The sequence below is a fragment of the Pantoea sp. GM01 genome (genome assembly GCF_000282675.1).
GTDB lineage: Bacteria > Pseudomonadota > Gammaproteobacteria > Enterobacterales > Enterobacteriaceae > Pantoea > Pantoea nemavictus.
Window position 1 is genome coordinate 73,635 of record NZ_AKIU01000029.1, and the last position, 24,387, is coordinate 98,021.

16 protein-coding genes are annotated in these 24,387 nt (G+C 52.5%); 6 read left to right on the forward strand and 10 right to left on the reverse strand.

The genetic code is table 11. The features are described 5' to 3' along the window. Positions 1-163: 163 nt before the first annotated feature. The 4 genes from hhe to PMI17_RS08010 all read right to left on the reverse strand — a co-directional run bounded on the left by hhe (position 164) and on the right by PMI17_RS08010 (position 9,615). Complete coding sequence (hhe, locus tag PMI17_RS07995) at positions 164-5,857, reverse strand: DUF4011 domain-containing anti-phage protein Hhe (protein ID WP_007888012.1); 5,694 nt, start codon at positions 5,855-5,857, stop codon at positions 164-166. 622 nt (positions 5,858-6,479) lie between these two features. Further along, positions 6,480-6,800, reverse strand: coding sequence for a YdbL family protein (locus tag PMI17_RS08000; protein WP_007888014.1), 321 nt, complete (start codon positions 6,798-6,800; stop codon positions 6,480-6,482). 11 nt (positions 6,801-6,811) lie between these two features. Then, complete coding sequence (locus PMI17_RS08005) at positions 6,812-7,000, reverse strand: YnbE family lipoprotein (protein ID WP_007888015.1); 189 nt, start codon at positions 6,998-7,000, stop codon at positions 6,812-6,814. Then, positions 6,997-9,615 carry a YdbH family protein gene (locus tag PMI17_RS08010; protein ID WP_007888017.1) on the reverse strand — a complete coding sequence of 873 codons (2,619 nt, stop codon included), beginning with the start codon at positions 9,613-9,615 and terminating at the stop codon, positions 6,997-6,999. The genes PMI17_RS08005 and PMI17_RS08010 overlap by 4 nt, the downstream gene beginning before the upstream one ends. Before the next feature lie 274 nt (positions 9,616-9,889). Between PMI17_RS08010 and PMI17_RS08015 the strand changes: the two genes are divergently transcribed. Continuing rightward, complete coding sequence (locus PMI17_RS08015; protein ID WP_007888018.1) at positions 9,890-10,882, forward strand: 2-hydroxyacid dehydrogenase; 993 nt, start codon at positions 9,890-9,892, stop codon at positions 10,880-10,882. A gap of 16 nt (positions 10,883-10,898) precedes the next feature. Here PMI17_RS08015 and PMI17_RS08020 read toward each other — a convergent pair whose 3' ends face one another. Beyond that, positions 10,899-11,171 carry a DUF333 domain-containing protein gene (locus tag PMI17_RS08020; protein WP_007888020.1) on the reverse strand — a complete coding sequence of 91 codons (273 nt, stop codon included), beginning with the start codon at positions 11,169-11,171 and terminating at the stop codon, positions 10,899-10,901. Positions 11,172-11,360: 189 nt separating this feature from the next. Between PMI17_RS08020 and PMI17_RS08025 the strand changes: the two genes are divergently transcribed. The 3 genes from PMI17_RS08025 (at position 11,361) to ttcA (ending at position 16,835) form a co-directional block, all read left to right on the forward strand. Beyond that, on the forward strand, positions 11,361-12,017 hold the full coding sequence (locus PMI17_RS08025; RefSeq protein WP_007888022.1) for an MgtC/SapB family protein: 657 nt from the start codon (positions 11,361-11,363) through the stop codon (positions 12,015-12,017). 138 nt (positions 12,018-12,155) lie between these two features. Next, positions 12,156-15,683 (forward strand): pyruvate:ferredoxin (flavodoxin) oxidoreductase, encoded by a 3,528-nt coding sequence (gene nifJ / locus PMI17_RS08030; protein WP_007888024.1) that lies wholly within the window; start codon positions 12,156-12,158, stop codon positions 15,681-15,683. Between the two features lie 216 nt (positions 15,684-15,899). Then, complete coding sequence (gene ttcA, locus PMI17_RS08035) at positions 15,900-16,835, forward strand: tRNA 2-thiocytidine(32) synthetase TtcA (protein WP_007888027.1); 936 nt, start codon at positions 15,900-15,902, stop codon at positions 16,833-16,835. 51 nt (positions 16,836-16,886) lie between these two features. Here the strand turns inward: ttcA and PMI17_RS25510 are convergent, their stop codons facing one another. The 3 genes from PMI17_RS25510 to PMI17_RS08045 form a co-directional block, all read right to left on the reverse strand. Then, positions 16,887-17,033, reverse strand: coding sequence for a hypothetical protein (locus PMI17_RS25510; protein WP_007888028.1), 147 nt, complete (start codon positions 17,031-17,033; stop codon positions 16,887-16,889). Positions 17,034-17,288: 255 nt separating this feature from the next. Then, complete coding sequence (gene zntB, locus PMI17_RS08040) at positions 17,289-18,272, reverse strand: zinc transporter ZntB (RefSeq protein WP_007888030.1); 984 nt, start codon at positions 18,270-18,272, stop codon at positions 17,289-17,291. A 143-nt stretch (positions 18,273-18,415) separates the two neighbouring features. Then, a complete protein-coding gene (locus PMI17_RS08045; protein WP_007888032.1) occupies positions 18,416-20,035 on the reverse strand; it encodes an ABC transporter substrate-binding protein in 1,620 nt (539 codons plus the stop codon). Between the two features lie 210 nt (positions 20,036-20,245). Between PMI17_RS08045 and mpaA the strand changes: the two genes are divergently transcribed. Continuing rightward, the gene (gene mpaA, locus PMI17_RS08050) at positions 20,246-20,959 is read left to right on the forward strand and encodes a murein tripeptide amidase MpaA (RefSeq protein WP_007888036.1); all 714 of its coding nucleotides are present in this window, start codon (positions 20,246-20,248) and stop codon (positions 20,957-20,959) included. Here the strand turns inward: mpaA and ycjG are convergent. Then, positions 20,928-21,914 carry an L-Ala-D/L-Glu epimerase gene (gene ycjG, locus PMI17_RS08055; RefSeq protein ID WP_007888047.1) on the reverse strand — a complete coding sequence of 329 codons (987 nt, stop codon included), beginning with the start codon at positions 21,912-21,914 and terminating at the stop codon, positions 20,928-20,930. The genes mpaA and ycjG overlap by 32 nt on opposite strands. 156 nt (positions 21,915-22,070) lie before the next feature. Here ycjG and tpx point away from each other — a divergent pair, with 156 nt between their 5' ends. Further along, a complete protein-coding gene (tpx, locus tag PMI17_RS08060) occupies positions 22,071-22,574 on the forward strand; it encodes a thiol peroxidase (protein WP_007888056.1) in 504 nt (167 codons plus the stop codon). Between the two features lie 81 nt (positions 22,575-22,655). Here the strand turns inward: tpx and tyrR are convergent, their stop codons facing one another. Further along, positions 22,656-24,221, reverse strand: coding sequence for a transcriptional regulator TyrR (tyrR, locus tag PMI17_RS08065; protein ID WP_007888059.1), 1,566 nt, complete (start codon positions 24,219-24,221; stop codon positions 22,656-22,658). Positions 24,222-24,387 lie beyond the last annotated feature (166 nt).

Sequence of the window (24,387 nt, forward strand, 5' to 3'; positions counted from 1 at the left end):
TTTGCACGTGATGAATGCCCGTCAGACTTATCTGGCGGGCATTTTTTTTGGTGATTTCTCGATGAGGTTGTAATTGGTCGCCGATGATTTATCGCTATGTGTTGGGCACGTGGGCGCTAATTATTTCAGCCTAAGGCAGTTATGCCCCAAGCTATAAGTGCACTCAACGCTGATTGTCCATCTCTTGGCCATCAATAATGGCTAATACACTATCGAGATACGCCTTACTCATTTTGCTTTCCGTTGCTTCCCTTAGATATTTAGGAATACGTTCAACAAACTCTGATCGCGAAAGAGGTAGATGCTCAACCAGAGCCTCAATCATGGCTGGCCTAAGTAGCTTACTTTCATCTGCTATAAATGGGTTTTCCGCATCAATAACTTCACGCGCAAATCGCTCAAGCCGCATTTTAAGAGGCTCATTGGCATTACTATAATTCGCCACATCGGTGCTGCTTTCTCTCTCGTGTGCAACTAACTTAGCAATCGCCTCTTCTTGCGAATAATCGTCTTTATCGATAAGCGTTTTTAGTTGATTTAGTTCACGAATAATCGGATCTAATATTTCGTTTGGGTTACTAAACCAATCAGTTGACCAAATACGACGAATTCTCCACCCTAGTCCTTCCAGAACATCCTGCCGGAGCCGGTCTCGATCTCGAGCAGATTTAGCTGAGTGGTATGTTGCACCATCGCACTCAATACCCATTAAGTAATGCCCCTGCTTGCCTGGATCCCTTACCGCGATATCAATAAAGAACCCTGCCACACCAACCTGGGGTTCACAGCAAAAGCCCGCATGCTCGAGCGCATTAATAACAGCAACTTCAAAATCACTGTCTGGTGCTTTCCCTGTGGATTGACCGAGTCCGTCAATATTGCCCTTTTCTGCAAAGTGCAGGAATCCGCGCAGCGCCTGTACACCTCGTTTAGACGTTTCATTTAACAGCACATCTTCCGAGCGCATTGAGCTAAAAACATGCATACGTTTTTTAGAGCGCGTGAAAAGCACGTTTAATCGACGCCAGCCGACATCTGAGTTGATGGGGCCAAAGCGTTGATAAACTTTGCCATCGACTTCACCTGGTCCGTAGGTGAAGGAAATGAAAATGACATCTCGCTCATCCCCCTGCACGTTTTCAAGGTTTTTAACGAACAATGCATCACTTTTGGCTCTTAGGCGGTCAATAGCAACGCTGACCTGTGCATCCTCACGACACATTTCGTCAATGGCACGCTCAATCTGCTCACGCTGCTTAGAGTTCATCGCAACAATACCTAACGACTCATCAGGCGATTGAATTGCATGTAGGGCAACCGCCTTAGCAATGACGCGAGCTTCTTCAATATTTTGCTGATTAACGAAGCGGCCGTTTTGGACAAAGCTAAATTTAACGCCAAATTCTGGTGCCTGGGCGTTCGGCGAAGGGAACACAACCAAATCACTGTTATAGAAATGGCGATTGGAATAGGCAATTAGACTCTCGTGTTTTGAACGGTAATGCCAGCGTAGGCGACGCATTTTGAAAAGTGGCAGGGACGCATCAAGGATGCTGTCGGTCTGGCTTACAGCCGCAGTGTCCTCATCTTCATCCTCAATTCCTGCGCGATCAAAGAAACTAGTTGGAGGAAGCTGTTTGGGATCACCTACTACAACGATCTGCTTACCACGTGCAATAACACCTAACGCATCCTCAGGTTTAACCTGTGACGCTTCATCCATCACAATGAGATCAAACTCTATATCACCAGGCTCAAGATAGTTAGCCGCAGACATAGGTCCCATCATAAAACATGGTTTCAGCTGTAGTAGCGCTTGGCCTGCCCGTTTAATTAGCTGGCGAATCGGGATATGTCGCGTCTTCTTGCCAGTCTCATTACGGATTAGGGCCAATTCCGTATAGTCAGCTTTTCGTCCACCGGATGATCCTTGAGGAATTGGGTTACTGGCGATAATAGCTGCAATGCGCTCACGCTGCAGTTTCTGTAGCGCTTTGTCATAATCCCGGAATGATTTTTGCAAAGCACTGCGACTATTGCCAGAAGTACGAAGCAAATGTGGACGATCTGAAGCGATTTCACGTGCCAGCTGATCGAAGACTGCAACCTGCAATCCAGTATCGCTCAGCTCAATCGCGAGCGTATGGCTCATAACTGCATCACGAATCCGTTGCAGCCCACTGTTCTCGATTTCTTTCGATCTGCGGATAAAGTTGAGCCAGCCATTGAGCCAACGAGGCTTATGAATGGCATCTTTATTGCGTGTAATCAGTGCATCAAGGCTTTTTCCGCTCTTTTTATACCATTCGGCTGCTGTGAGCTGTGTCTCGCCCGCAAAGTTCGCCTGGGCATTAATATGGGCTTTCCACACATGCTGAAGAGTGACTAACTCCGACTGCAAACTGCGATACGCATCCCCACCGCTTAGCTTTTTGATGCAGCAAGCCAGCTCAGCACTGTGAATTTTATCGATTAACTCCTCGGTAAACGTAATGGTTTCATTCATGACGTTAAGAGAGTAGGCGTTATTTTTATCCACCCCAATAGCGAGTTTACGAGCTGCAGCAAAGATCTCGCCGGGCAGTGTATTGTCGATTAAAGTACGCTGCCGAACATGTAACTGCTGCAGGACATCAATATTTTCATTTACCGTATTTAGAGAAAGCTGCTCAGCAGTAAACCATTGTTGAATCGGAAACAGCGCGTCTTTCAGGCTTGCAATAATAGGTGTAAATAAGTTTATCTCGCCGGCCAGCAGCTGATCACAGCCTAAATTCAGCATGCCGGATGAAAACGTCCGTTGGTGTTCTTTAAGTTGGGCGAGATGCAGAGAGATTTGCACGTCTGCACCCTGCTGTTTTAAATGCTGAATGCCTCTAAAAATCTGGCTGTCTAATGTGAGCAATGCGCTGCCAATCGCAACATTGGTTCCGAATCCGATGCCCCACGCTCTGCGCACATTGCAGTACCAGTCACGGATCTGTCTTAGCTGATCCGTTTTCGTATCCAGCCCCCGGTAAAGCTCCCCTAGAACTTGATTAAAGTTGCAAGTTTCGAGTTCAGCCAGCTCCTGCGCATATTGACGAAGCTTAGGTAGCTCATCATTCAGCGTTTTCCATTTTGCATTGGAGTCGGTAGATAATCCAATTAGCGCATTCTTCGCCTGGCGCCAGGAACTACTTAACCCGCTGAACAAGCCAGATTCATGTAGGCTCATTTCAATTTTTTTAAGCTGTTCATCATCTTTGACTTTGCTTAAAACAAAGCGCGAATTAAGCTGGTCACGCAATATCTGTAATGATTCCAGACGCTGATATAACTCCTTAAGGACCGGATCGATGCTGTCATCATCAAATCTTTCGTGTCTGAATTTGATTAAATCGGTAGGTAGCGCTGAGGCGATATCAATGAAGGTGATAACCTGGCTAAACCCTTGAGCAGTAGCTGGAAACTTTTGAGCAACTATTGGCGGCAACGCTTCGAGTAGTGCAGAGAAGCCCGCCTTGTCGGACTCAAAATCTTTATGCAATTGTTCAAGCCCCCGAATCATGCGCACAACATCAGCAAGTGTAGTTGCGCCTTCAAGGCCAAACCTTAAAGCAATGTCGGGTAAGTCTGGTGCAGCAGTGCCTTCTTCAAGAAGACGCAATTTTTCAGTGTCAAGAAAACCAGCTAGCTTAAGATAGTCGGCTTGAACTTCGTAGTAGTTAATTAGCCAGTTTTTCAGTTGTTCAATACTTTGAACATCCAGTTTTTTAAAAGCTTCAAAGTCAATGTTGTCAGAGAGCTGAGGTAGTTGTCCGGATAATTCAACCAGTTGACTATGCCAGCAGAGGTCATCATAGCTGGCAGAAGAAATTGCATGATTTTGTAGGAAATCAGATAGCGCCTCCTGCCAGGAAAATAGCTCAGCATTCCAGTCACTCAGCAATGCAACGATCCTATCGCAATCGAATAACTGAATGTCGATATTATTGACGCCATACCACGGGTGTTCGGCCAATTCTGCTTTCTCGCCGACTTGCTGACGAAACTCCACCACGACGTCTTTAAACTGTGTTATTTGATCTCGCAGCCTCAACTGTGAAACGCGGTCAAACGTGTTTCCGGAAAAGTTTTCGATATGCAGAAGTGTAGGATCAATATCCAATTCGCGTCGGTAGCGCGTTGCTCCCGTTAGGATTTGATGTATCGTCAGGCCGGTATTTTTCCATTCCTGATTAATTTCTTGAGCGTAACTGTTTAAAACATTTTTCAGGTCTTCATAGCGCGATATTTCCGCATCAATTTGTGCAGTAGTTTGTTGCAATGCTGGGTTGCTCAATCGCTTCTGGATGTCTTCTAATACCTTGCGTTTGTGGGACTTATGACTATGCAATTCAAGACAAAAATCACCCAACCCAGCCTTGTCAAGGCGATGTTTCACCACCTCTAACGCCGCAAGTTTTTCAGCAACAAAGAGAACTTTTTTACCATTCAGCATTGCTGCAGCAATCAGGTTTGTAATTGTCTGCGATTTGCCCGTTCCCGGGGGACCTTCAATGACAAGATTTTCTCCATTAACGGAGTCGATGAGCGCACTATGCTGAGAACTGTCAGCATCATAAATTAGAGGGAATTTTTCATGTATATCGCTGAAATTATCAATCGCATACTCATTTGATCCACCGGAGGCGCGGTCCAGTGCATCTCCAGCCTGTGAGGTGAAAAGTCGTTTAATAATTTCATGATTGAGCAGATTCTTGTTGCCTTGAGGCCAACGATCAGGATCGAGGTCGAGATACATCAGCATCTTGCTGAAGTTCAGCAGACTTAAGGCGCCATAACGGCGAACGGTCCAATGTGGTTTGCTTTTCTCAATGATCGTCTGGATTTGCTTAAAGTAGGTTTCAGGCAACAGATCATCACTATGATCAGGCAGCGCGATACCAAAATCACCCTGAAGTTTTTGCTGCAAAGAAAGATTTGGCAGAATGTCTTCGCCGGTATAGCGCAAATGATAACGGTAAAGACCTGCCTGCGGGTCAAGTTTGCCTTTTTCCAAAGTTACAGGAATAGTGAAAAGTGGTGCCAGTCTCGCCTTATCGGAATCCTCACTTTCAAACCATTCTAAAAATCCCAAAGCAAGATAAAGAATGCCAGCGCCAGTCTCCTCAATAGCAACCTGAGCTTTGCCATGCAATGAACGCAACATGGCTTCAAGCTCTGAAGGATAATAAAGCGTCTGAATCTGATCGTCAGTGAGGGATTTACGTATAGAAGGAGTACGAAGCGGTTTACCCGCTTTCGCATCGCGCTCGAATTCACCTAAATCTTTATAACCGAGTTGTATCAGCGAAGTGATAAGTCGCGGTGCTGGTGGCTCAGACTGTAAAGCGTTATTCCATGCGCCGGCTAGAGGCGTAGTAGTCTCTTTAAGAGACTCAAGAATATCCTGCCAGGCTTTGACCACAAGCTGGTAATCTTCAGCAGACACATTGTCTTTCGGCTGGCTCAGCAATTCATAGCTGGTATTAATTCCTAGTTTTGCTGCCCAGGTTTTGGCATCAGGCATCGACTTTTTATTTTTTTCATCTGTCGAATTCTCGTCTTTATTAATGAAACCAAATTGTTGAAGCTGAAGTATTGAAGGATCTGGAACGGCTGCAAACTGCATGGGTTCTTCAGAAATCAATGACCTGTAAAGCTGATCGGGCAACTCATCAACAATACGCAATGAAGAATGTTTTTGAGCGACCGGGAAATTTAGCAGCCTGTTGCGTGAAGTCAGATCCAGTAACTTGCGCCGCATATCCTCAAGTGCCTTGAGTATATAAGCTTGTGAACCGTCATCATCTGATGAAGAGTGCTCTGCCATAACATGCCTTAAAGTTTTAAATTAAAGTAATGAGCTAAATCGCGCATCATATCCGGGCGGAATCTGTCAGGAGTATGAGGCGAGCTAATGATGCTTTACGTGTATTCGTAATACAGAGATTATGATTACATTTCTTGATGCGTTGAATAACAGAGCCCCTAAAGACAAATCAAGATTTTGTCTTTTTGCATAGTCAGTAAGCATCATAATGGCAAAAATCATACACTGAGCACTTGAGAACACAAGTGTCTGATGATTAAGAATGCTTAACTTATATTGAATTTTAAGCACTTCATTTAGCCATTTAATTTGTCTGCGGATAACGCATAACAACTACATACTTGTTTCACTTTATATATTTGGTAGCCTAAGTCCCACTTTAAACAGTACCAATAACCCCGCGGCCAATGTTATGCACTATTGACATTGATGCAGTTGGTTTGCTCACAACTATGGCTGTATTTATACGCGCAGGAAGAGAATATTCACTGATGGCCAGACGAGCGGTTGCGATTCATTGAGATGATTGCCCTATAAGATGCGATGTCGTAGCGGCTGCGATGTGCGGAAGCATTTTCACGGCATCCGCTGTAAAAAAATCCCCTGGTCCTCAATGATCGGTTCATTTACGCAGCCACTGCCCATTGATACCGCGCACATACTCGCCGCTGCCGGCGCGATTCACCAGTTTCTCACCGGCGATGCGCGCCACTTCGCTGGCGGTTAGATTGTTTTGCTGCGCCACGCGCTGATACTGCTCCATTCGGCCGGCGTTAATACGCTTAACCAGTTCGAGCGTTACGTCATCCTGCTGGCGCGCCGCGACATAGCCGCTCAGCGTTTCGCCTACGCGCCCCTGCTGACGCGCCTCATCGAGCGTCAACGCCCACGCTGATGGCACCAACAGCAGCGCTACAACGAGCGCGATTGCCTTGCGTTTCATCATGCATCTCCTCAAAACAGGCCGCTCTGGTTCTTCAGCAGCGCTTCCACATCTTTATCCACCTTGATGTGAATCTCATGCTCAATTTTCACGTTCATATTGATGGTGATGGGCTCTTTCGGCGCCGCCACCTCAATACGCGGCACGCAGCCGCTCAATGGCAGCCAGGCTGCCAGCACCAGTAATGCCCTGAGGCTCATGGTTGGGGATCCTTTTTCGAGGGTAAGGTGGCATTTTGCTCCACCCAGGATTGCAAATTATCGCCAAAGCGCAGGCTGCGCCACAGCTGGAACAGATTCTCTTGATGTCGATAGTTCAGATTGACGGATTGTCGACGGTTACTGAACTGGCTGACGCCCTTCACTTCCGATTGCATGATCAAGTTGCCGAAGTTATCCAGATCGAGCGTGGCCCACGAACGCGAAATCTCCATATAGCGCAGCCAATCCATCGCCGCGCCGGCGGCAACGTTGTTGCTGACAATCGCATCCGCCATATCTTTATCCAGGCGGAACGTCAACGGCCCACTGTTAGCGATCCAACCCTTTTCAATCAACCATTGGGGATTATTCACCCACAGCGGTAGCTCACCGTTAACTTTACCGGACATGGCAAACTGTTTGGGCTTAATCGCGGTGACCAGCTTGCTAAGGTTGATCTCTTTCAGCGAGACGCGCGCGGCCTGATGCTGCGGCATACGCAGCTCGGGCATGCTGACGTGTCCGCCCAGCAAATCAAGATTGACATTACTCAGGGTTAACGGCTGGCGCTCCTGCCACGGATAGTGGCCTTGCAAATCAGCGGTGATATTTTGCAGCGAGAACTGGTTTTTCACTTCAGCGATGCGCAGTGATACTGGGCCGCGACGTCCAAGTTGCCATTGATGATCTTTCAGGCGGAACGGCAGCGAGAAATCGATACCGTTGATTTCACTGTCCGGCATCCACAGGCTGCCGTTTTTCACCGTCCAGTGACCACCGGCCTCAAAACCCTGAACGCTGGCGGCCGAGAACGCCACCTGCGCGCGTAGTTCACCCGACTGAATGCGCATTTTCAGATCGCTACTGAGCAGCGGCTGGAACACCGTCAGCGACTGCGCCGGCCACCAGGCTTCGCCGCGCAATCGTTCGCCATCCCAGCGGCCATGCACGCGCACCGGTCCGATATCTTCCGCCGTCAGCTGACCACGCCACAGGAAATGGCTGGGATCGCTGCCTTTGGCTTCAAAATTGAGTTCTGAAGGTGGCAGCCAGCCGCCGTAGCTAAATTGGGTTTGGCCAGATTTCAGCGTGAAGCCGCCGTTAAACGCGGGCTGTTGCGGATCACGTTGCCAGCGTACCGGCGCGGAGAGCGTCAGACGCGGTTTTGCGACTTGCACCATGCCATAGGCCAGCTGATCGAAACCGGTATTCAGCGTATCGAGGCTGATCAAGGTGTCCTGCCAGCTGCCGGTGCCCTTTACATCCCATTTGGCCGCCAGTGGCGCGATGGCACCCTCGCCCCAATAGCGCCAGTTCCAGATACCGCTATCCGGCCAGAAATCCGTGGCGCGCCCATCGAGATGCAGGGTGAAACGGCCAAAGTTCGGATCGTGCGCTTTGAGTATCGCCTGCAGGCGACCGTTTATGCCGCGCGAAGCCAGCGTCACACCCGCCAGCGGCCAGCGTGCTTCATCCACTTCCAGCGTTGAAAGTAAGCGGCCACGCAACCGCAGCAGCGCACCCTGCTTCAGGCTGAGCTGTGGATCGGTTAATACCCCGTGCAACAAGCCCGGCATGCTGCCGAACAGTTGCAGATCGGCGAATTTACTCTCGCCGGTTAGCTGGAACGGCAAAGCGCTATCGATCATGCTGAGTTTGCCCGGCCCAACGCTCAGTACCAGATTGCCTTTGCCGCCGCGCCCTTGCGTCAGCAAATTGAATCGTCCGCTGACCAGGGTGTTTTCCAGACCTTGCTGCCAGTTTTCCAGCGTGAGCGCCAGACCGCCTGAAAGCGGCTGGTCGGCCTGTGGCCAGCGCCATTGCCCCTGCGTGATGCGTATTTCCTGCTCATCAACCTGCCACGGCAGCTGCAGCAGCGGCAGTTCATCTCCCTGCTGCTTCACGGTTAACGCACCCTGCTGCTGTTGCCAGTTGAGGGTCAGCGCCAGCGGCTGTGGCCACTGCGCCACGTTAAGGTCTGCGCTGAGTTCACCCGCTACCGGCAAGCCGTTGGCAAAAGTTGGCAAAGTCACATCGCCGTGCAGATTGAGCGGTCTAGGCAATAAAGGATGACTGAGTTGCAGCTGACTAATGTGCAACTGTTGGCCCTGCAAACGGGCCTCAAGATTGAGATTGTCGCCTTGGTAACGCAGCCGCTGAACCTCTTGATCTAAGGTAAGATCGAATCGACCAGCATATTGCTGCCACGGCAGAACAGTGATTTTTTGCAAATGCACATCGGCGCCGGGCAGCATCTTCTGCCAGTCGGCCAGGCTACGTGGTGCACCGCTTGCGGCGCTTTGCGGCAGTGATTGCAGGCAATCACTGTTGAGCTGTACGTCAGCGGCGCTAAGCTGCCAACGTTTCTGCTGCCAGCCGAGCGCGGCATCGTGGACGTTCGCCAGTTCGCAATCACCGGCCAGATAGCGCACCGCCGGGAAATGCAGGGCACCCTGCTGCCAGCGCGGCGTGCCGTTGAGCTCAACTCGGGTATTTTCCGGCAGCCAGATACCGGCCAGACGCGGCAACCATTGCGTGAGCGTCAGCAGCAATCCCAATAGCAGCAGTATCAGCGCCAGTAGCGCAGCAAGTGTTCGGCGGAGGCCACGCGGCATGGTAGCTAACTATCCCTTTAAATAAGTCCTAAATAATTCGAATGACAGGAAGGCGGCAAGTGGGTGAATCCCCAGGAGCTTACTGCAGTAAGAGATTGGGGTGAACACACGCCACCAACGCTCCTGACGTTCGAATTATGACGGATTTAATGATGGCATGTTATATCCCACAAATGAAGGCGTTAGCTGCTTAGTCTGGCTGAAGAACAGCAAAATGCCGTGAAAAACGTTATCCTGTGAGGATACCGACGTTGCATTTTTCAGGAGCGAAACAATGAAAGTTGCGGTTTACAGCACCAAGCATTACGACCAGAAATACCTCGAACACGTCAATGCCAGCTTTGGATTTGAGCTGCAGTTTTTTGACTTCCTGCTCACGCCCGCCACGGCGAAAAATGCCGCTGGCTGCGATGCGGTGTGCATTTTCGTAAACGATGATGCCAGCAAAGAGGTGCTGGAAGAGTTAGCGGCGTTGGGTGTTAAGCACATCGCGCTGCGCTGCGCCGGTTTTAATAATGTCGATCTGGCGGCGGCGAAAGAACTGGGCTTAAACGTGGTGCGGGTACCGGCTTATTCACCGGAAGCGGTGGCCGAGCATGCGGTTGGTCTGATGATGACGTTGAATCGTCGCATTCACCGCGCCTATCAACGTACGCGTGACGCCAACTTTTCACTGGATGGCTTAACCGGCTTCAACATGCACAACAAAACCGCAGGCATCGTTGGCACCGGCAAAATCGGCGTGGCCACGATGCGTATCCTGAAGGGATTTGGCATGCGCTTACTGGCGTTCGATCCTTATCCAAGCCAGGCCGCGCTGGAACTGGGTGCGGAATATGTCGATTTGAAAACGCTGTTTGCTGAAGCCGATGTGATTACGCTGCACTGCCCGCTGACGCCGGAAAACCATCATCTGCTGAATGCCCAGGCGTTCAGCCAAATGAAAGACGGCGTGATGATCATCAACACCAGCCGCGGCGGATTAATCGACTCGCAGGCGGCGATTGATGCGCTCAAGCAACAAAAGATTGGTTCATTGGGTATGGATGTGTATGAAAACGAACGCGACCTGTTCTTTGAAGACAAATCTAATGACGTGATTCAGGACGATGTGTTCCGCCGCCTGTCCGCCTGTCACAACGTACTGTTTACCGGCCATCAGGCATTTCTGACTGCCGAAGCGCTAACGGCGATTTCAGAAACCACACTCGGCAATTTGCAGCAGCTGGAACGGGGTGAAATCAGCCCGAATCTGGTCACCGCGTAATTATCCTGCGCCTGCCTTAGCGGGCGCAGCTTCCACCCATCAGCGCCTGTTCGTCACAACGACGACCATTGGCCAACTGACACATGCCTATGCGTGAACCATCTAACTGACGTGAAAACGCCAGCGAGCCCCCGGCATTACTGCAATTCACTTCAGCCATAGATGACATCACAACGCGCGGTGATACGTGTGCGGCAGTGGCTTGTTGCGGCGGTTCGTTATCACTATTGCTGCTGCAGGCAGAAAGTAACAATGTGGCTCCGGCCAACAGAAAAAGTGCGGCTTTCATCGATGGGGCTCCGGGGATTGAGCGAAAAAGTCGCACCAGCATATGTCAGGCGTGGCAAGGGATCGAGGGGAGACACAGCTTTTTACAAAATTTTCTTCCATGCTTTGCAAGCAGAATTATCCTGATTGGGATATTTCCACCCTTTTCTCGCTGCTACTTGCCCAATTATCAATAACTAAGGAGAGAACAATGTTGACGGATATGCTAATCCGTATTGCTTTAGCCGGAATTCTCGGCGGTCTGATTGGCCTGGAACGCCAGCTACGCGCTAAAGAAGCCGGTCTGCGCACCCACATTTTGGTCGGCATCGGCAGCGCCATGTTTATGCTGGTGTCGAAATACGGCTTCGCCGATATGCTAGTTAGCGATCATGTGGCGCTCGATCCCAGCCGTATTGCAGCGCAGGTCGTCAGCGGCATGGGCTTTCTCGGCGCGGGTACCATCATTATTCAAAAACAGGTAGTGAAAGGCCTTACTACAGCCGCTGGCTTGTGGGTGACGGCGGCAATTGGATTGGTGATCGGTAGCGGCATGTACGAAATCGGCATTTATGGCACCGTGCTGGCGCTGGTGGTGCTGGAAACCTTCCGTCGCATTAGCCACTGGCTGATTGGCCGTCATCATACATTGCTAGTGCATCTCAAACCGAAAAGCGTGCCGATTGTCTTACTGGTGCTACAGCGCGAGAACGTGCGTTACGGGCATATCGCCGTCGTTAATCGTGACGAGGAGAATGGCTTGTGCGAATTAAGCGTTGAGGTGACATTGTCACGGCGCACGCCGATGCACAATATTTATGACAAAGTGATGGAAATCAAAGGCGTTCAATCGCTGGAGATGATGTAAAAATCATCAATTTTAGAAGCTTGTGCGCTGGCATCCCGCTTGCACACTGATGAGAAAGTCACATCATGTTGCTTTGCTAAACTGAACTGATAACCCCCGTAAATTTTGCGGGTTTCTCAGCGTAGCAAAGGACGATTTATGATTACCGTCGACGGTAACGGTGCGGTGGCGTCGGTCGCCTTCCGCACCAGTGAAGTAATTGCCATTTACCCCATCACGCCCAGTTCAACGATGGCTGAACTGGCAGATAGCTGGTCAGGTGAAGGCCGCCGTAATATCTGGGGCGACGTGCCGCGCGTGATTGAGATGCAGTCGGAAGGTGGCGCGATTGCCACCGTGCATGGCGCGCTGCAAACCGGTGCGCTCTCCACCACCTTTACGTCGTCGCAGGGATTGTTATTGATGATCCCCACGCTCTACAAACTGGCCGGGCAATTGACGCCGTTTGTGCTGCACGTAGCGGCGCGTACCGTGGCGACCCACGCGCTGTCGATTTTTGGCGATCACTCCGATGTGATGGCGGTGCGCCAAACCGGCTGCGCCCAACTCTGTGCATCCAGTGTGCAGGAAGCGCAGGATTTTGCCTTAATCGCGCAAATCGCTTCACTGAATAGCCGTATTCCTTTTATTCACTTCTTCGATGGCTTCCGCACCTCGCACGAGATCAACAAGATTGTACCGATCAGCGATGAAACCTTGCAGGCGCTGATGCCTGGCGCAGCAATTACCGCTCATCGTGGCCGTGCGCTCACGCCGGATCGTCCGACCATTCGCGGAACCTCCGCCAATCCTGATACCTATTTCCAGTCTCGCGAAGCCACCAACCGCTGGTACGACGATTGCACCCGACACGTTGAAGCAGCGATGACAGCCTTTGGCGAAAATACCGGACGCTGCTATCAGCCGTTTGAGTTTTACGGCCATCCGCAAGCCGAACGCGTGATCATTATGATGGGATCCGGCTGTGGCACCGCTGAAGAAGCGATTGATGAGATGCAACAGCGTGGCGAAAAAGTGGGATTGGTAAAAGTACGCTTGTATCGCCCATTCTCGGCAACGCATTTGTTGCAGATGATTCCTGTAAGCGCACAGCGCATTGCGGTGCTTGATCGCACCAAAGAGCCGGGCGCGCTAGGGGAACCGCTGTTCCTGGATGTGATGACTGCGTTAGCTGAAGCCTACAGTCGCGGCGAGCGGACATCGCTGCCGAAAGTGATTGGTGGTCGCTATGGTTTGTCGTCGAAAGAGTTCGCGCCCGATGCGGTATTGGCAGTGTTTCGCGCGCTGCAGCGCGATCTGCCACCGGCACGCTTTACCGTGGGGATTTACGACGATGTCACCCACCTTTCACTGCAGATGGAAGCCAACATCGTGCCCAACCGCGCGCGGCTGGAAGCGCTGTTTTACGGTTTGGGCAGCGACGGTAGCGTTAGCGCCAGCAAAAACAATCTGAAGATTATCGGCAACGCTACGCCGTGGCACGTGCAGGGCTATTTCGTCTACGATTCGAAAAAAGCCGGCGGGCTGACGGTTTCCCATCTGCGCGTCAGCGAACATCCGATCCAGTCCGCCTATTTGATTCAGCAGGCAGACTTCATCGGTTGTCACCAACTGCAGTTTATCGATAAATATTCGATGCTCGATCAGCTTAAGCCAGGCGGGATTTTCCTGCTCAATACGCCTTACGCTGCTGATGAAGTGTGGGCGCGTTTGCCGCAGGAAGTGCAGAGTCAGCTGAACGACAAGCAGGCACGCTTGTTTGTGATTAACGCGGCGCGCATCGCGCGTGAATGTCAACTAGGCGCGCGCATTAACACCGTTATGCAGATGGCCTTTTTCCAGCTGACGCAGATTCTGCCGGGCGATAGCGCGCTGACTGAACTACAAAACGCGATTGCGCGCAGCTACAGCAGCAAAGGCGAAGCGCTGGTGCAACGTAACTGGCAGGCGCTGGCAATGGCGCAACAGGCACTGCAGGCGGTAGCGCTGCAGCCGGTTGACAATCGCAGCTCACACCGCCCGCCGGTGGTAGCGGATAGCGCACCGGATTTCGTTAAAACCGTCACCGCGGCGATGTTAGCCGGTCTCGGCGACAAATTACCGGTCTCAGCGCTGCCGCCCGACGGCACCTGGCCCGTTGGCACCACGCAGTGGGAAAAGCGCAATATTGCCGAAGCGGTGCCCATCTGGCAGCCCGATCTCTGTACGCAGTGCAACCATTGTGTCGCAGCTTGTCCGCATTCGGCCATTCGCGCCAAAGTTGTCGGCCCAGAAGCCTTGGTAGATGCGCCTGCTACGCTGGCCTCACTGGATGTGAAATCACGCGATATGCGTGGGCAGAAGTATGTCTTGCAGGTGGCACCGGAAGATTGCACCGGCTGTAATCTGTGCGTGGAAGTGTGCCCGGCCAGCGACCGTCAGCATCCGGAAATTAAAGCCATCAATATGCAATCGCGGCTGGAACATGTTGAAACTGAGAAGGCCAACTATGCGGCCTTCCTCGCGCTGCCGGAGATTACCGCTGAACAGCTGGAACGTATTGATATCCGTACTTCGCAGCTGATTACGCCGCTGTTTGAATATTCTGGCGCCTGTTCTGGCTGCGGCGAAACGCCGTATATCAAGTTACTGACGCAGCTGTACGGCGATCGCTTATTAATTGCTAATGCCACCGGTTGCTCTTCGATTTATGGCGGCAATTTGCCTTCGACGCCTTATACCACCAACGCGGATGGGCGCGGTCCGGCGTGGGCGAACTCGCTGTTTGAAGATAACGCCGAGTTTGGTTTGGGGTTCCGCTTGAGTGTCGATCAGCAAAAACAGCGCGCACTGCGCTTGCTCGACCAATGCGCGCCACAATTGCCCGCCACATTAGTGGATGAACTTAAAAGTGACAATGTCACCATATCGCAGCGACGTGAGCAGATAGCCCAACTGCGCGCCCTGCTTGCCGCTTCGTCACAGCCCGCAGCCCAAGCATTAACTGAGGCTGCCGATGCCCTGGTTGAGAAATCGGTCTGGCTGATTGGTGGCGACGGCTGGGCTTACGATATCGGCTACGGCGGCCTCGATCACGTGATGAGCCTGAGCGAAAACGTCAATGTGCTGGTGCTGGATACGCAGTGCTACTCCAACACCGGCGGTCAGGCATCAAAAGCGACACCGCTTGGTGCGGTGACCAAGTTTGGTGAGCAAGGTAAACGCAAGGCACGGAAAGATCTCGGCATGTCTACGCTGCTGTACGGCCATGTGTACGTGGCGCAGATCTCTCTCGGTGCGCAGCTCAACCAAACGGTAAAAGCCATTCAGGAAGCGGAAGCCTGGCCAGGTCCGTCGCTGGTCATCGCATACAGCCCGTGTGAAGAGCATGGCTACGACTTAGCCTACAGCCACGAGCAGATGCGTTTGCTCACCACCAGCGGTTTCTGGCCACTGTATCGCTTCGACCCGCGCCGGGCGGAGCAAGGTAAAGCTGCGCTGGCGCTGGATTCGCGTCCACCGACTTCAGAACTGGAACAGGCATTAATGAACGAACAGCGCTTCCGCCAGTTACAAACCCAGCGCCCCGAAGAGGCCTCGCAGCTTTGGCAGGATGCGACAGAGGCCGCTAATCAGCGTTATCAACGCCTGGTGGAATTGGCAGGTAAAAGCGAGAGAAGTGACTAAATGAACAAGCCCGGCAACCGAGGCCGGGCTTTTTGCGGGTTCAACAGGACATAAGATTTACCAGTGCATTGCTCTCTGCGCACAAAAGAGATCACTTCAGGCTAGCATTCGCGCCCGCAATCCGTACCATACGCAGTCATGTTTATAGGGTTTATTGCCGTTGAAGATTGCTTCAGCCGCTAACGGCCCTCGCCTTCACTCTCAAGCGTGAAAATAATGTCAGAAAATCAAGAAGTAACAAAGAAAGAACAGTACAACCTCAACAAGCTGCAGAAGCGTTTGCGTCGCAACGTGGGTGAAGCCATTGCCGATTTCAATATGATTGAAGAAGGCGATCGCATCATGGTTTGTCTGTCTGGCGGTAAAGACAGCTACACCATGCTGGAAATCCTGCGCAATTTGCAGCAGAGCGCGCCGGTGAACTTCTCGCTGGTGGCGGTGAATCTCGACCAGAAACAGCCTGGCTTCCCCGAGCATATTCTGCCGGCCTATCTGGATGAGCTGGGCGTTGAGTACCACATCGTTAACGAAGACACCTATTCCATCGTTAAAGATAAAATTCCCGAAGGCAAAACCACCTGTTCGCTCTGTTCACGCCTGCGCCGCGGCATTCTGTATCGCACCGCGAGCGAACTGGGATGTACCAAAATCGCCCTTGGACACCATCGTGATGACATCCTCCAGACGATGTTCCTGAACATGTTCTACGGCGGAAAAATGAAAGGCATGCCGCCGAAATTGATGAGCGATGATGGCAAACATATCGTGATCCGTCCGCTGGCTTATTGCCGCGAGAAAGACATCATTCGTTTTGCCGAAGCGCGTCAGTTCCCAATCATCCCCTGCAACCTGTGTGGTTCGCAGCCGAACCTGCAGCGTCAGGTGGTGGCTGATATGCTGCGTGACTGGGATAAACGCTATCCTGGCCGCATCGAAACCATGTTCACCGCGATGCAAAATGTGGTGCCATCACACATGGCGGACATAAATCTGTTTGATTTCAAAGGTATTAAGCACGGTGATGCGGTCGTCGACGGCGGCGATTTGGCCTTCGACCGTGAAAGCCTGCCGGTGCAGCCTGCGGGCTGGCAGCCAGAAGAGGAAGATGCGCCTAATCTCAGCGTGCGCCTTGATGTGCTGGAAATTAAATAATCTTCATTGATGTAACGAAAGGCGCGTCGCTTTGGCTACGCGCCTTTTTTATTAGCGGTGCGGTGGCGGATCTTGAATCGGTGGAAATTCGGGGTCGTAAGGCGGCTGTGCGGGTGGAATCGGTTGCGGTTGTGGAATCGGTTCAGGAATTGGCGGTGGATCGGTAGGAATCGGTTCGCTGGCAGTAATCGGTTGCATGCCCTTCTCCTTGTTGCTGAATGTCCTGTAAGCATAGGAAAGGATGCGCGAGCAAGCCAAGCGGGCAAAAAAAAGCCGGCGGATAGGCCGGCGTCGTACGAATCAAATGTGCTATGCAGTAATTCAAAAAAGGAAGTAAGACAATATGGAGCGCAACGCCCATCGCTTGACGTTGCATTCACCTGCGGGAAAGAGTTTGCCCCGATTGACCTGGCGGGATATTGATATCGATCAGGTTTACTCCGCTTTTCTGCCCTACAACCATTTACGCCGTTTCAGCCATATTGCCACGCCCGCCACCATCACCAAAAGCAGCACGCAGAACGCGGTGAAGCCAAGCGCCCAGTTACCGCCGGGAATGCCACCTAAATTGACGCCAAATAGCCCAGTGAGAAACGTAGCGGGCAGGAAAATCATCGCCATCAGCGACATGGTGTACGTGCGGCGGTTCATTGACTCCGCGAGAATCGAAGCGACTTCATCCGCCAGAATTGAGGTACGCGCTACGCCTGCGTTGAGATCGTCGAGTCCGCGGCCCAATCGGTCCGCAACTTCCTGCATACGACGGCGATCGTCATCGTTCATCCACGCCATTTTTTCGATAGCCAGCCGCGCGTAGACATCACGTTGCGGTGCCATATAGCGGCGCATCACAATCAGTTGCTTGCGCAGCAGCGCAAGGTCTCCGCGCGCCGGCACTTCCTGGTTCATCAACGCATCTTCCAGCTCGATAATTTTATCGTGCATCTCTTCGATAAATTCGCTGGCGTGATCGGTCAACGCATCACACACATCAACCAGCCAACTGCCACCATCAACCGGTCCATTGCCGTTTTGCAGATCGGTCAGTACCGCGTCAATTGCATACACTTTGCGGCGGCGCGTCGACACAATCAGCTTGTCGTTGATAAACACGCGCATCGCCACCAGTTGATCGGGGCGTGAATCGGCGTTGTGGTTCACGCTGCGCAGCACAATCATAAAGCCATCGCCAAGGCGCGTAACGCGAGGCCGCATGCTGTCGCCAGCCAGCGCATCGCGCACGGAATCGGGAATCAGCGGCGTGTTTTGCAGCCATTCCGCACTTTGCCGTTGAGTGTAATTGAGGTGTAACCAGCAGGGACGTTCGCAGTTGATCACGTCTTTATCGTCGATGGGGATCATGCCACCGGTGCCATCAAGCTGACAGGACACAATGGCATCGGATACTTGTAGTGCTTTACCTTCAATGACGTTCACGAACTCGCCTCGCTATCAAAATCAATACGATACAGTCTAGCGTGGCGCAGACCAGTTGCAATCATCAGGCTGTGAGCAAAGATGACTGGCGATCATCCTGATCGCCCGATGGGTAGGGTTGACGTTAATGCCGACCGGGCGATTTAGTGCTTCTCAATCCACATTTCGCGGCTGTACGCCACGTCTTCCGGATTAGTGATCGGATACCCTTTCACCCACGGCTTGATCAAGCGTCCGTTAGTATATTGGTAGATCGGCGCGATCGGGGCCTGATCGGCAATAATCTGTTCGGCTTTGTTGTAATCGGTGTTACGCGCCGCCACGCTGGTTTGGGTGCTGGCTTTGGTGATCACCGCATCATAATCGGCACTGCGGAAGCGCGCGATATTACCGCTATGGCTGGAGGTTAGCAGGCTGAGGAAGGTAGACGGTTCGTTGTAATCGCCAACCCATGAAGCGCGGATCACATCAAAACTGCCGCTGTTACGACTATCGATATAGGTTTTCCACTCCTGATTTTGCAAGGTGACATCAACGCCGAGATTCTTCTTCCACATTGACGCCACCGCGATAGCGATTTTCTGATGGCTCTCTGACGTGTTGTACAACAACGTCAGGTGCAATGGCTTGCCCGGCCCATAACCCGCGGCGGTCAGCAGGGCTTTGGCCTGCGCATTCAGTTCCTGTTGGCTATGCTGCTGCAGATAGCTTTTCAGCGGCGTAAAGCCAGCGGTGACATCCGGCGTGAAATGCCAGGCCGGTTTTTCACCGGTGCCCAATACTTTCTCCGCGATGATGCGGCGATCGATGCTCCACGACAGCGCCTTACGCACACGCACATCAGCGGTCGGCCCTTTCTCGGTGTTAAACGCGTAGTAATAGGTACCGAGCTGATCCGGCGTATAAACCTGGCCCGGCAACTCTTTTTTCAGCAGCGCGTACATGTTTTTCGGGAAGGATTCGGTGATATCGATATCGTTGGCGCGATAACGTTTGGTCGCGCTGGACTCTTCGTTAATGGGAATAAAAGTGACCTTGGTCAGCACTGAAGCTTTGTCATCCCAATAATGGCTGTTACGTACCAGCACAATTTTTTCATTCACCACCCGATCTTGCAGTTGATAGGCGCCGTTGCCAACCAGCTTGCCGGGAGAAGTCCAGCTATCCCCCTCTTTTTCAATCACTTTTTTCGGCACGGGATACATTGCTGCATTAGCGACCATACTTGGGAACCATGGTACAGGACGTGACAGCGTCACCTTAAGCTGGGTGGCGTCTATTGCGGACACGCCGAGCTTATCGGCGCTCATCTGCCCTTTGGTGATCGCATCAGCATTCTCAATGCCGCTCAGCGCGGCAAACCAGGCAAACGGAGAACTGTTTTTTGGATCAACTAAACGCTGCCAGCTATAGACAAAATCCTGCGCGGTCACCGGTTCGCCATTTGACCAGCGCGCGTCTTTGCGCAGGGTAAAGACCCACGTTTTGTTATCGCTGCTGCTCCAGCTCTGCGCGACGCCGGGCACGATTTTGCCATGCGCATCCTGATTGGTTAGCCCTTCGAACAGATCGCGCATCACCTGAATTTCCGGCAGGCCGACTGCCTTCATTGGATCGAGCGAAGCGGGTTCATCTTTAATATGCCGAACAATTTCCTGCGTGCTGGCCAATTGGGCGCCCGACGGAACGTTGGCGGCGAATGCGGGTGAGACTGCGCTGGTTACGATTAAGGCCGCCAGCGTCATGCGAAACGTTAGATTCATCACCACTCCTTTACGCGAAAAAATGGCGACTGCTAAACAAAGGGTGTCGCCAGTAACTTTCGGCACTTTATCGCAAATTGCTGATTGATATATAGCTATTTCCCCACGCGCTGTTTACCGTTATGTTGAGGCTGGATTATCGGTCACATTTTTTACTTTGAGCGCCAGTAAGCTTTGGCTGCGTTTGGAAGCATCTCAATGAGGAACGTCATGTCGTCATACCATCCACGTCCGCTACGCGGCAAACTGGACGCTGTCTGGCAGCAATACGGGCAATCGGTGCTGGGCGCCCCGCTGCTGTGGTTCCCTGCACCCGCGGCGGATGCAGAAAGCGGCCTCATCATTGCCGGCACACACGGTGATGAGAATGCCGCTATTGCCACCTTATCCGGCGCGATGCGCACTTTGCCCGATGCTCTGCGTCGTCATCACGTCATTCTGGCTGTGAATCCAGATGGCTGTCAGCTGGGGCTGCGCGCTAACGCTAACGGTGTCGATCTCAATCGTAATTTCCCCGCTGCTAACTGGCAGAGCGGCGATACGGTTTATCGCTGGAACAGCGAAGCCGATGAGCGTGATGTGGTGCTATCAACAGGTAGCAGCCCTTCGTCAGAACCTGAAACCCGCGCGCTATGTCAGCTGATTCACCAAATAAAGCCGCATTGGGTGGTTTCCTGGCATGAGCCGCTGGCTTGTATCGACGATCCCCATCACAGTGATTTAGCGCAGTGGCTGGCGCAGCAAACGGCGCTGCCGGTCGTCAGCAGCGTGGGTTATGCTACGCCAGGCTCGTTTGGTAGCTGGTGCGATGATCTCGGCCTGTTATGCATTACCGCCGAGATGCCGCCAATTTCGGTGGATGAAGCCACCGAGGTTTATCTGGAAGCGATGATCAATCTGCTGCGCTGGCAGCCCGCGGTTTGAGTACGCCGTGAGAGAAATGCAGCGACGGTTCAACATCAGCAGCCAGCCAGGTTGGACCGTCGAGATCGGCAAATTTCGCCCGGGTTGTCAGTGGTAAAGCCGCGCGAATCGCCCGCGAAGTACACAGCATGCAGCCGAGCATAATGGCAAAACCCTGCTGCTGCGCCGCATCCGCTAACGCCAGCGCTTCAGTTAAGCCGCCCGTTTTATCCAGTTTGATATTCACCATTTCATAGCGCCCTTGAAGCTGGGTCAGGCTTTCACGCGTATGACAGCTCTCATCTGCACAGATCGGTAGCGGATGAATAAAGTTGCCCAGCGCGGCATCCTGCGCCGCCGGAAGTGGCTGCTCAAGCATCGCCACGTCGAGATCGGCCAGCAATTGACAGCGCGCCGCCAGTCCTTCGGCATGCCAGGATTCATTGGCATCAACGATCAGCGTGGCCTGCGGCACCGCGCTGCGAATGGCCACCAGACGTTCGCTGATCAGATGGTCATCCATTTTAATCTTCAACAAGCGCGCGCCATGCTGCCATAGCGCCTGTGCACTGCTGGCCATCGCATCTGGCGTGTCGATACTGATGGTATGTGCGGTGACGATTTCATCAGCCAACGCGACATCGCACAAATCCACCAGGCTTTTCCCCTGCTGCTGACGCACTAAATCCCACAATGCACAGTCGATGGCATTGCGCGCCGCACCGGCCGGTAATGCCTGCTGCAACGCTTCACGCGTCATACCATCCTGCAGCGCGCTCAGCTGCGAAGCAATTTGTTGCAGCACCGACTCTTCGCTTTCACCGTAGCGCGCGTAAGGGGTCGCTTCACCCACACCTTTCACGCCATCCTGCTCAATTTCCACTACCACGACATGCGCTTCAGTGCGACTGCCTCGTGAAATAACAAACGGCGAATGCAACGGCCAGGCTTCCGGATAACTCTTTACTGTTCTCATTATTTCTCCTTAGAACCGCAACATAATTGCGAGCCGGCTCGATTATCGCCAGGAAAGGCGCTCGTAAACCCTTAAAAATTATGTCATAAATTAGCGCTATATCTAATCTGACGCTGCTAAAGTCAGACTTCCACCGTCGTTAAAAAAGGAAATCGTATGTCTCAGAATGTTCACTTCCAGGGCAATCCGGTGCCAGTTGCAGGTCACTTCCCGCAAGTTGGCGAGCAGGCTAAACCGTTCAGCCTTGTCGCTAAAGATCTTGGTGACGTATCCCTTTCTAAGTATGCAGGCAAACGCAAAGTTCTGAACATTTTCCCCAGCATTGATACTGGCGTATGCGCGGCCTCGGTGCGCAAGTTCAACGAGCGTTCAGGTGAAGCGGACAATACCGTGGTGCTGTGTATCTCTTCGGATCTGCCTTTTGCCCAGTCACGCTTCTGCGGCGCTGAGAACGTGAGCAACGTCATCACGCTCTCTTCACTGCGCGGTGCTGAATTCAAGGAAGATTATGGCGTGGCGATTGCGGATGGTCCGCTGAAAGGCCTGACCGCACGTGCCGTGGTGGTGCTGGATGAAAACGATAAAGTGATTTACAGCGAGCTGGTGAACGAAATCACCGAAGAGCCTAACTACGATGCAGCGCTGGCTGCACTGAAGTAAATGGCTGCCAAAATAACAACGCCGCCTTAAAAAGGCGGCGTTTATTTGAGGCGCATAGGTTTAGATCAGTAACTCTATGCGTTATTCACTCTCGGTTCGTTTCTGCCCCAGGCCATACTCACGCAACTTATTGGCAATCGCGGTATGCGATACGCCAAGACGCTTCGCCAGCTTGCGCGTGCTGGGATAAGAGAGATACAAACGGGTCAACACCGAACGTTCAAAACGGCTGGTTATATCGTCCAGCGACCCCTCCATCGCCTCTTCTCCCAACGACACATCAAGTGCCTGCTCAGGCAGCACGATATCTTGCGGCCCTAACTCGTATCCTTCCAGCTGCGTCAGCGCGCGGTACAGCGCATTTTTCAGCTGACGCACATTGCCCGGCCAGTTATAACGCGTGAGGAACGGCGTTAGCTGCGATGACAGGCGCGGACGTGGCAACCCTTGCTCATCCGCAAAGCGGGCGACGAACATTTCGGTCAGCGGCAAAATATCCAGCGGACGTTCGCGTAGCGGTGGTAGATTTAGCGTCAGCACGTTCAGCCGATAGAACAGATCCTCACGAAACTCACCGCGTTGCACCAGCTCAATCAGGTTCTTCTGCGTGGCACAAATGACACGGACATCGACGTGGACTTCATGCTCCTCACCCACGCGACGGAAAGTCCCGTCGTTGAGGAAGCGCAGCAGTTTGGTCTGCATCCGCGGCGACATTTCGCCAATCTCATCCAGCAGCACCGAGCCGCCATTGGCCTGTTCAAAGAAACCTTTCTTACCTTCCAGCGCGTTGGGATAAGCACCCGCCGCGTGACCAAATAGCTCGCTCTCAGCCACATCATCTGGCAACGAGGCGCAGTTCAGCGCCAGGAACGGCTTTTTGCCGCGTGCGCTGCGCAAATGACAGGCACGTGCCAGCATATCTTTACCGGTGCCGGTATCGCCGACGATCAGCAGCGGTGCATCGTGCATCGCGAGCTTACGCGCCTGATCGATTACCTGACGCATTTTTGGCGTGACGGCGACGATGTGATCGAATTCAGATTCGTCTGTGACGGTCAGGTTCTGCAACTGACGACCCATGCGCGCCGTCGATTTCAGCGTAATCATCGCCCCGACGGGCAGATCGCTCTGTCCCTCTTCTTCCGCCAGATAAATTGGCCGCGCCTCCATCAGAAAATCACGCCCCTGAATCACCACGTGCTGCGCCTGGGCGTCAACCCGCTCGTTTTCCAGCCAGCGCTGAAAATTGAAACCGGTGATTAAGGTTGCGACGTTTTGATTACGCAGTTTTTGTTCGTCGAGGGTAAACAGATTTTGTGCTGCCGGGTTCGCCAGCTCGACCTTGCATTTCAGATCGATAGACAACACCGGTTCCGGCATCGCTACCAGCAGCGCGCTCAGCGCACGATGCTCACGTTCAGATGGCATAAACGAAACGGTACGAACATCTGTCACGCCAGGTGTACGGCGAATTTCTGCCATCAGGTTGCTGAAAGGTTCAAATTCCAGCGCGGTAAAATTGAGGTAAATGCGACCGAGTGGCGCAATTTCGATGCCGCGCAGGTCAATATTGCGGGCAACCAGCAGGTCGAGCAACTCGCGCGCCAGACCGATTCGGTCCTGGCAGAAAACTTCCAAACGCATTGCGATGAGCCTTAGTCAGGTTTTGATTTTAGTGATAATACGCTAACTTGCAGCGCCTCAGAAGAGGCCTGTCAGGAAAAGTTGACAGCCAGAGGCAGGTGATAGGAAGAAGTGTAGCGGAGCGACCAACAAAAATCCCGCCGAATATGGGCTGAGACACAGATAA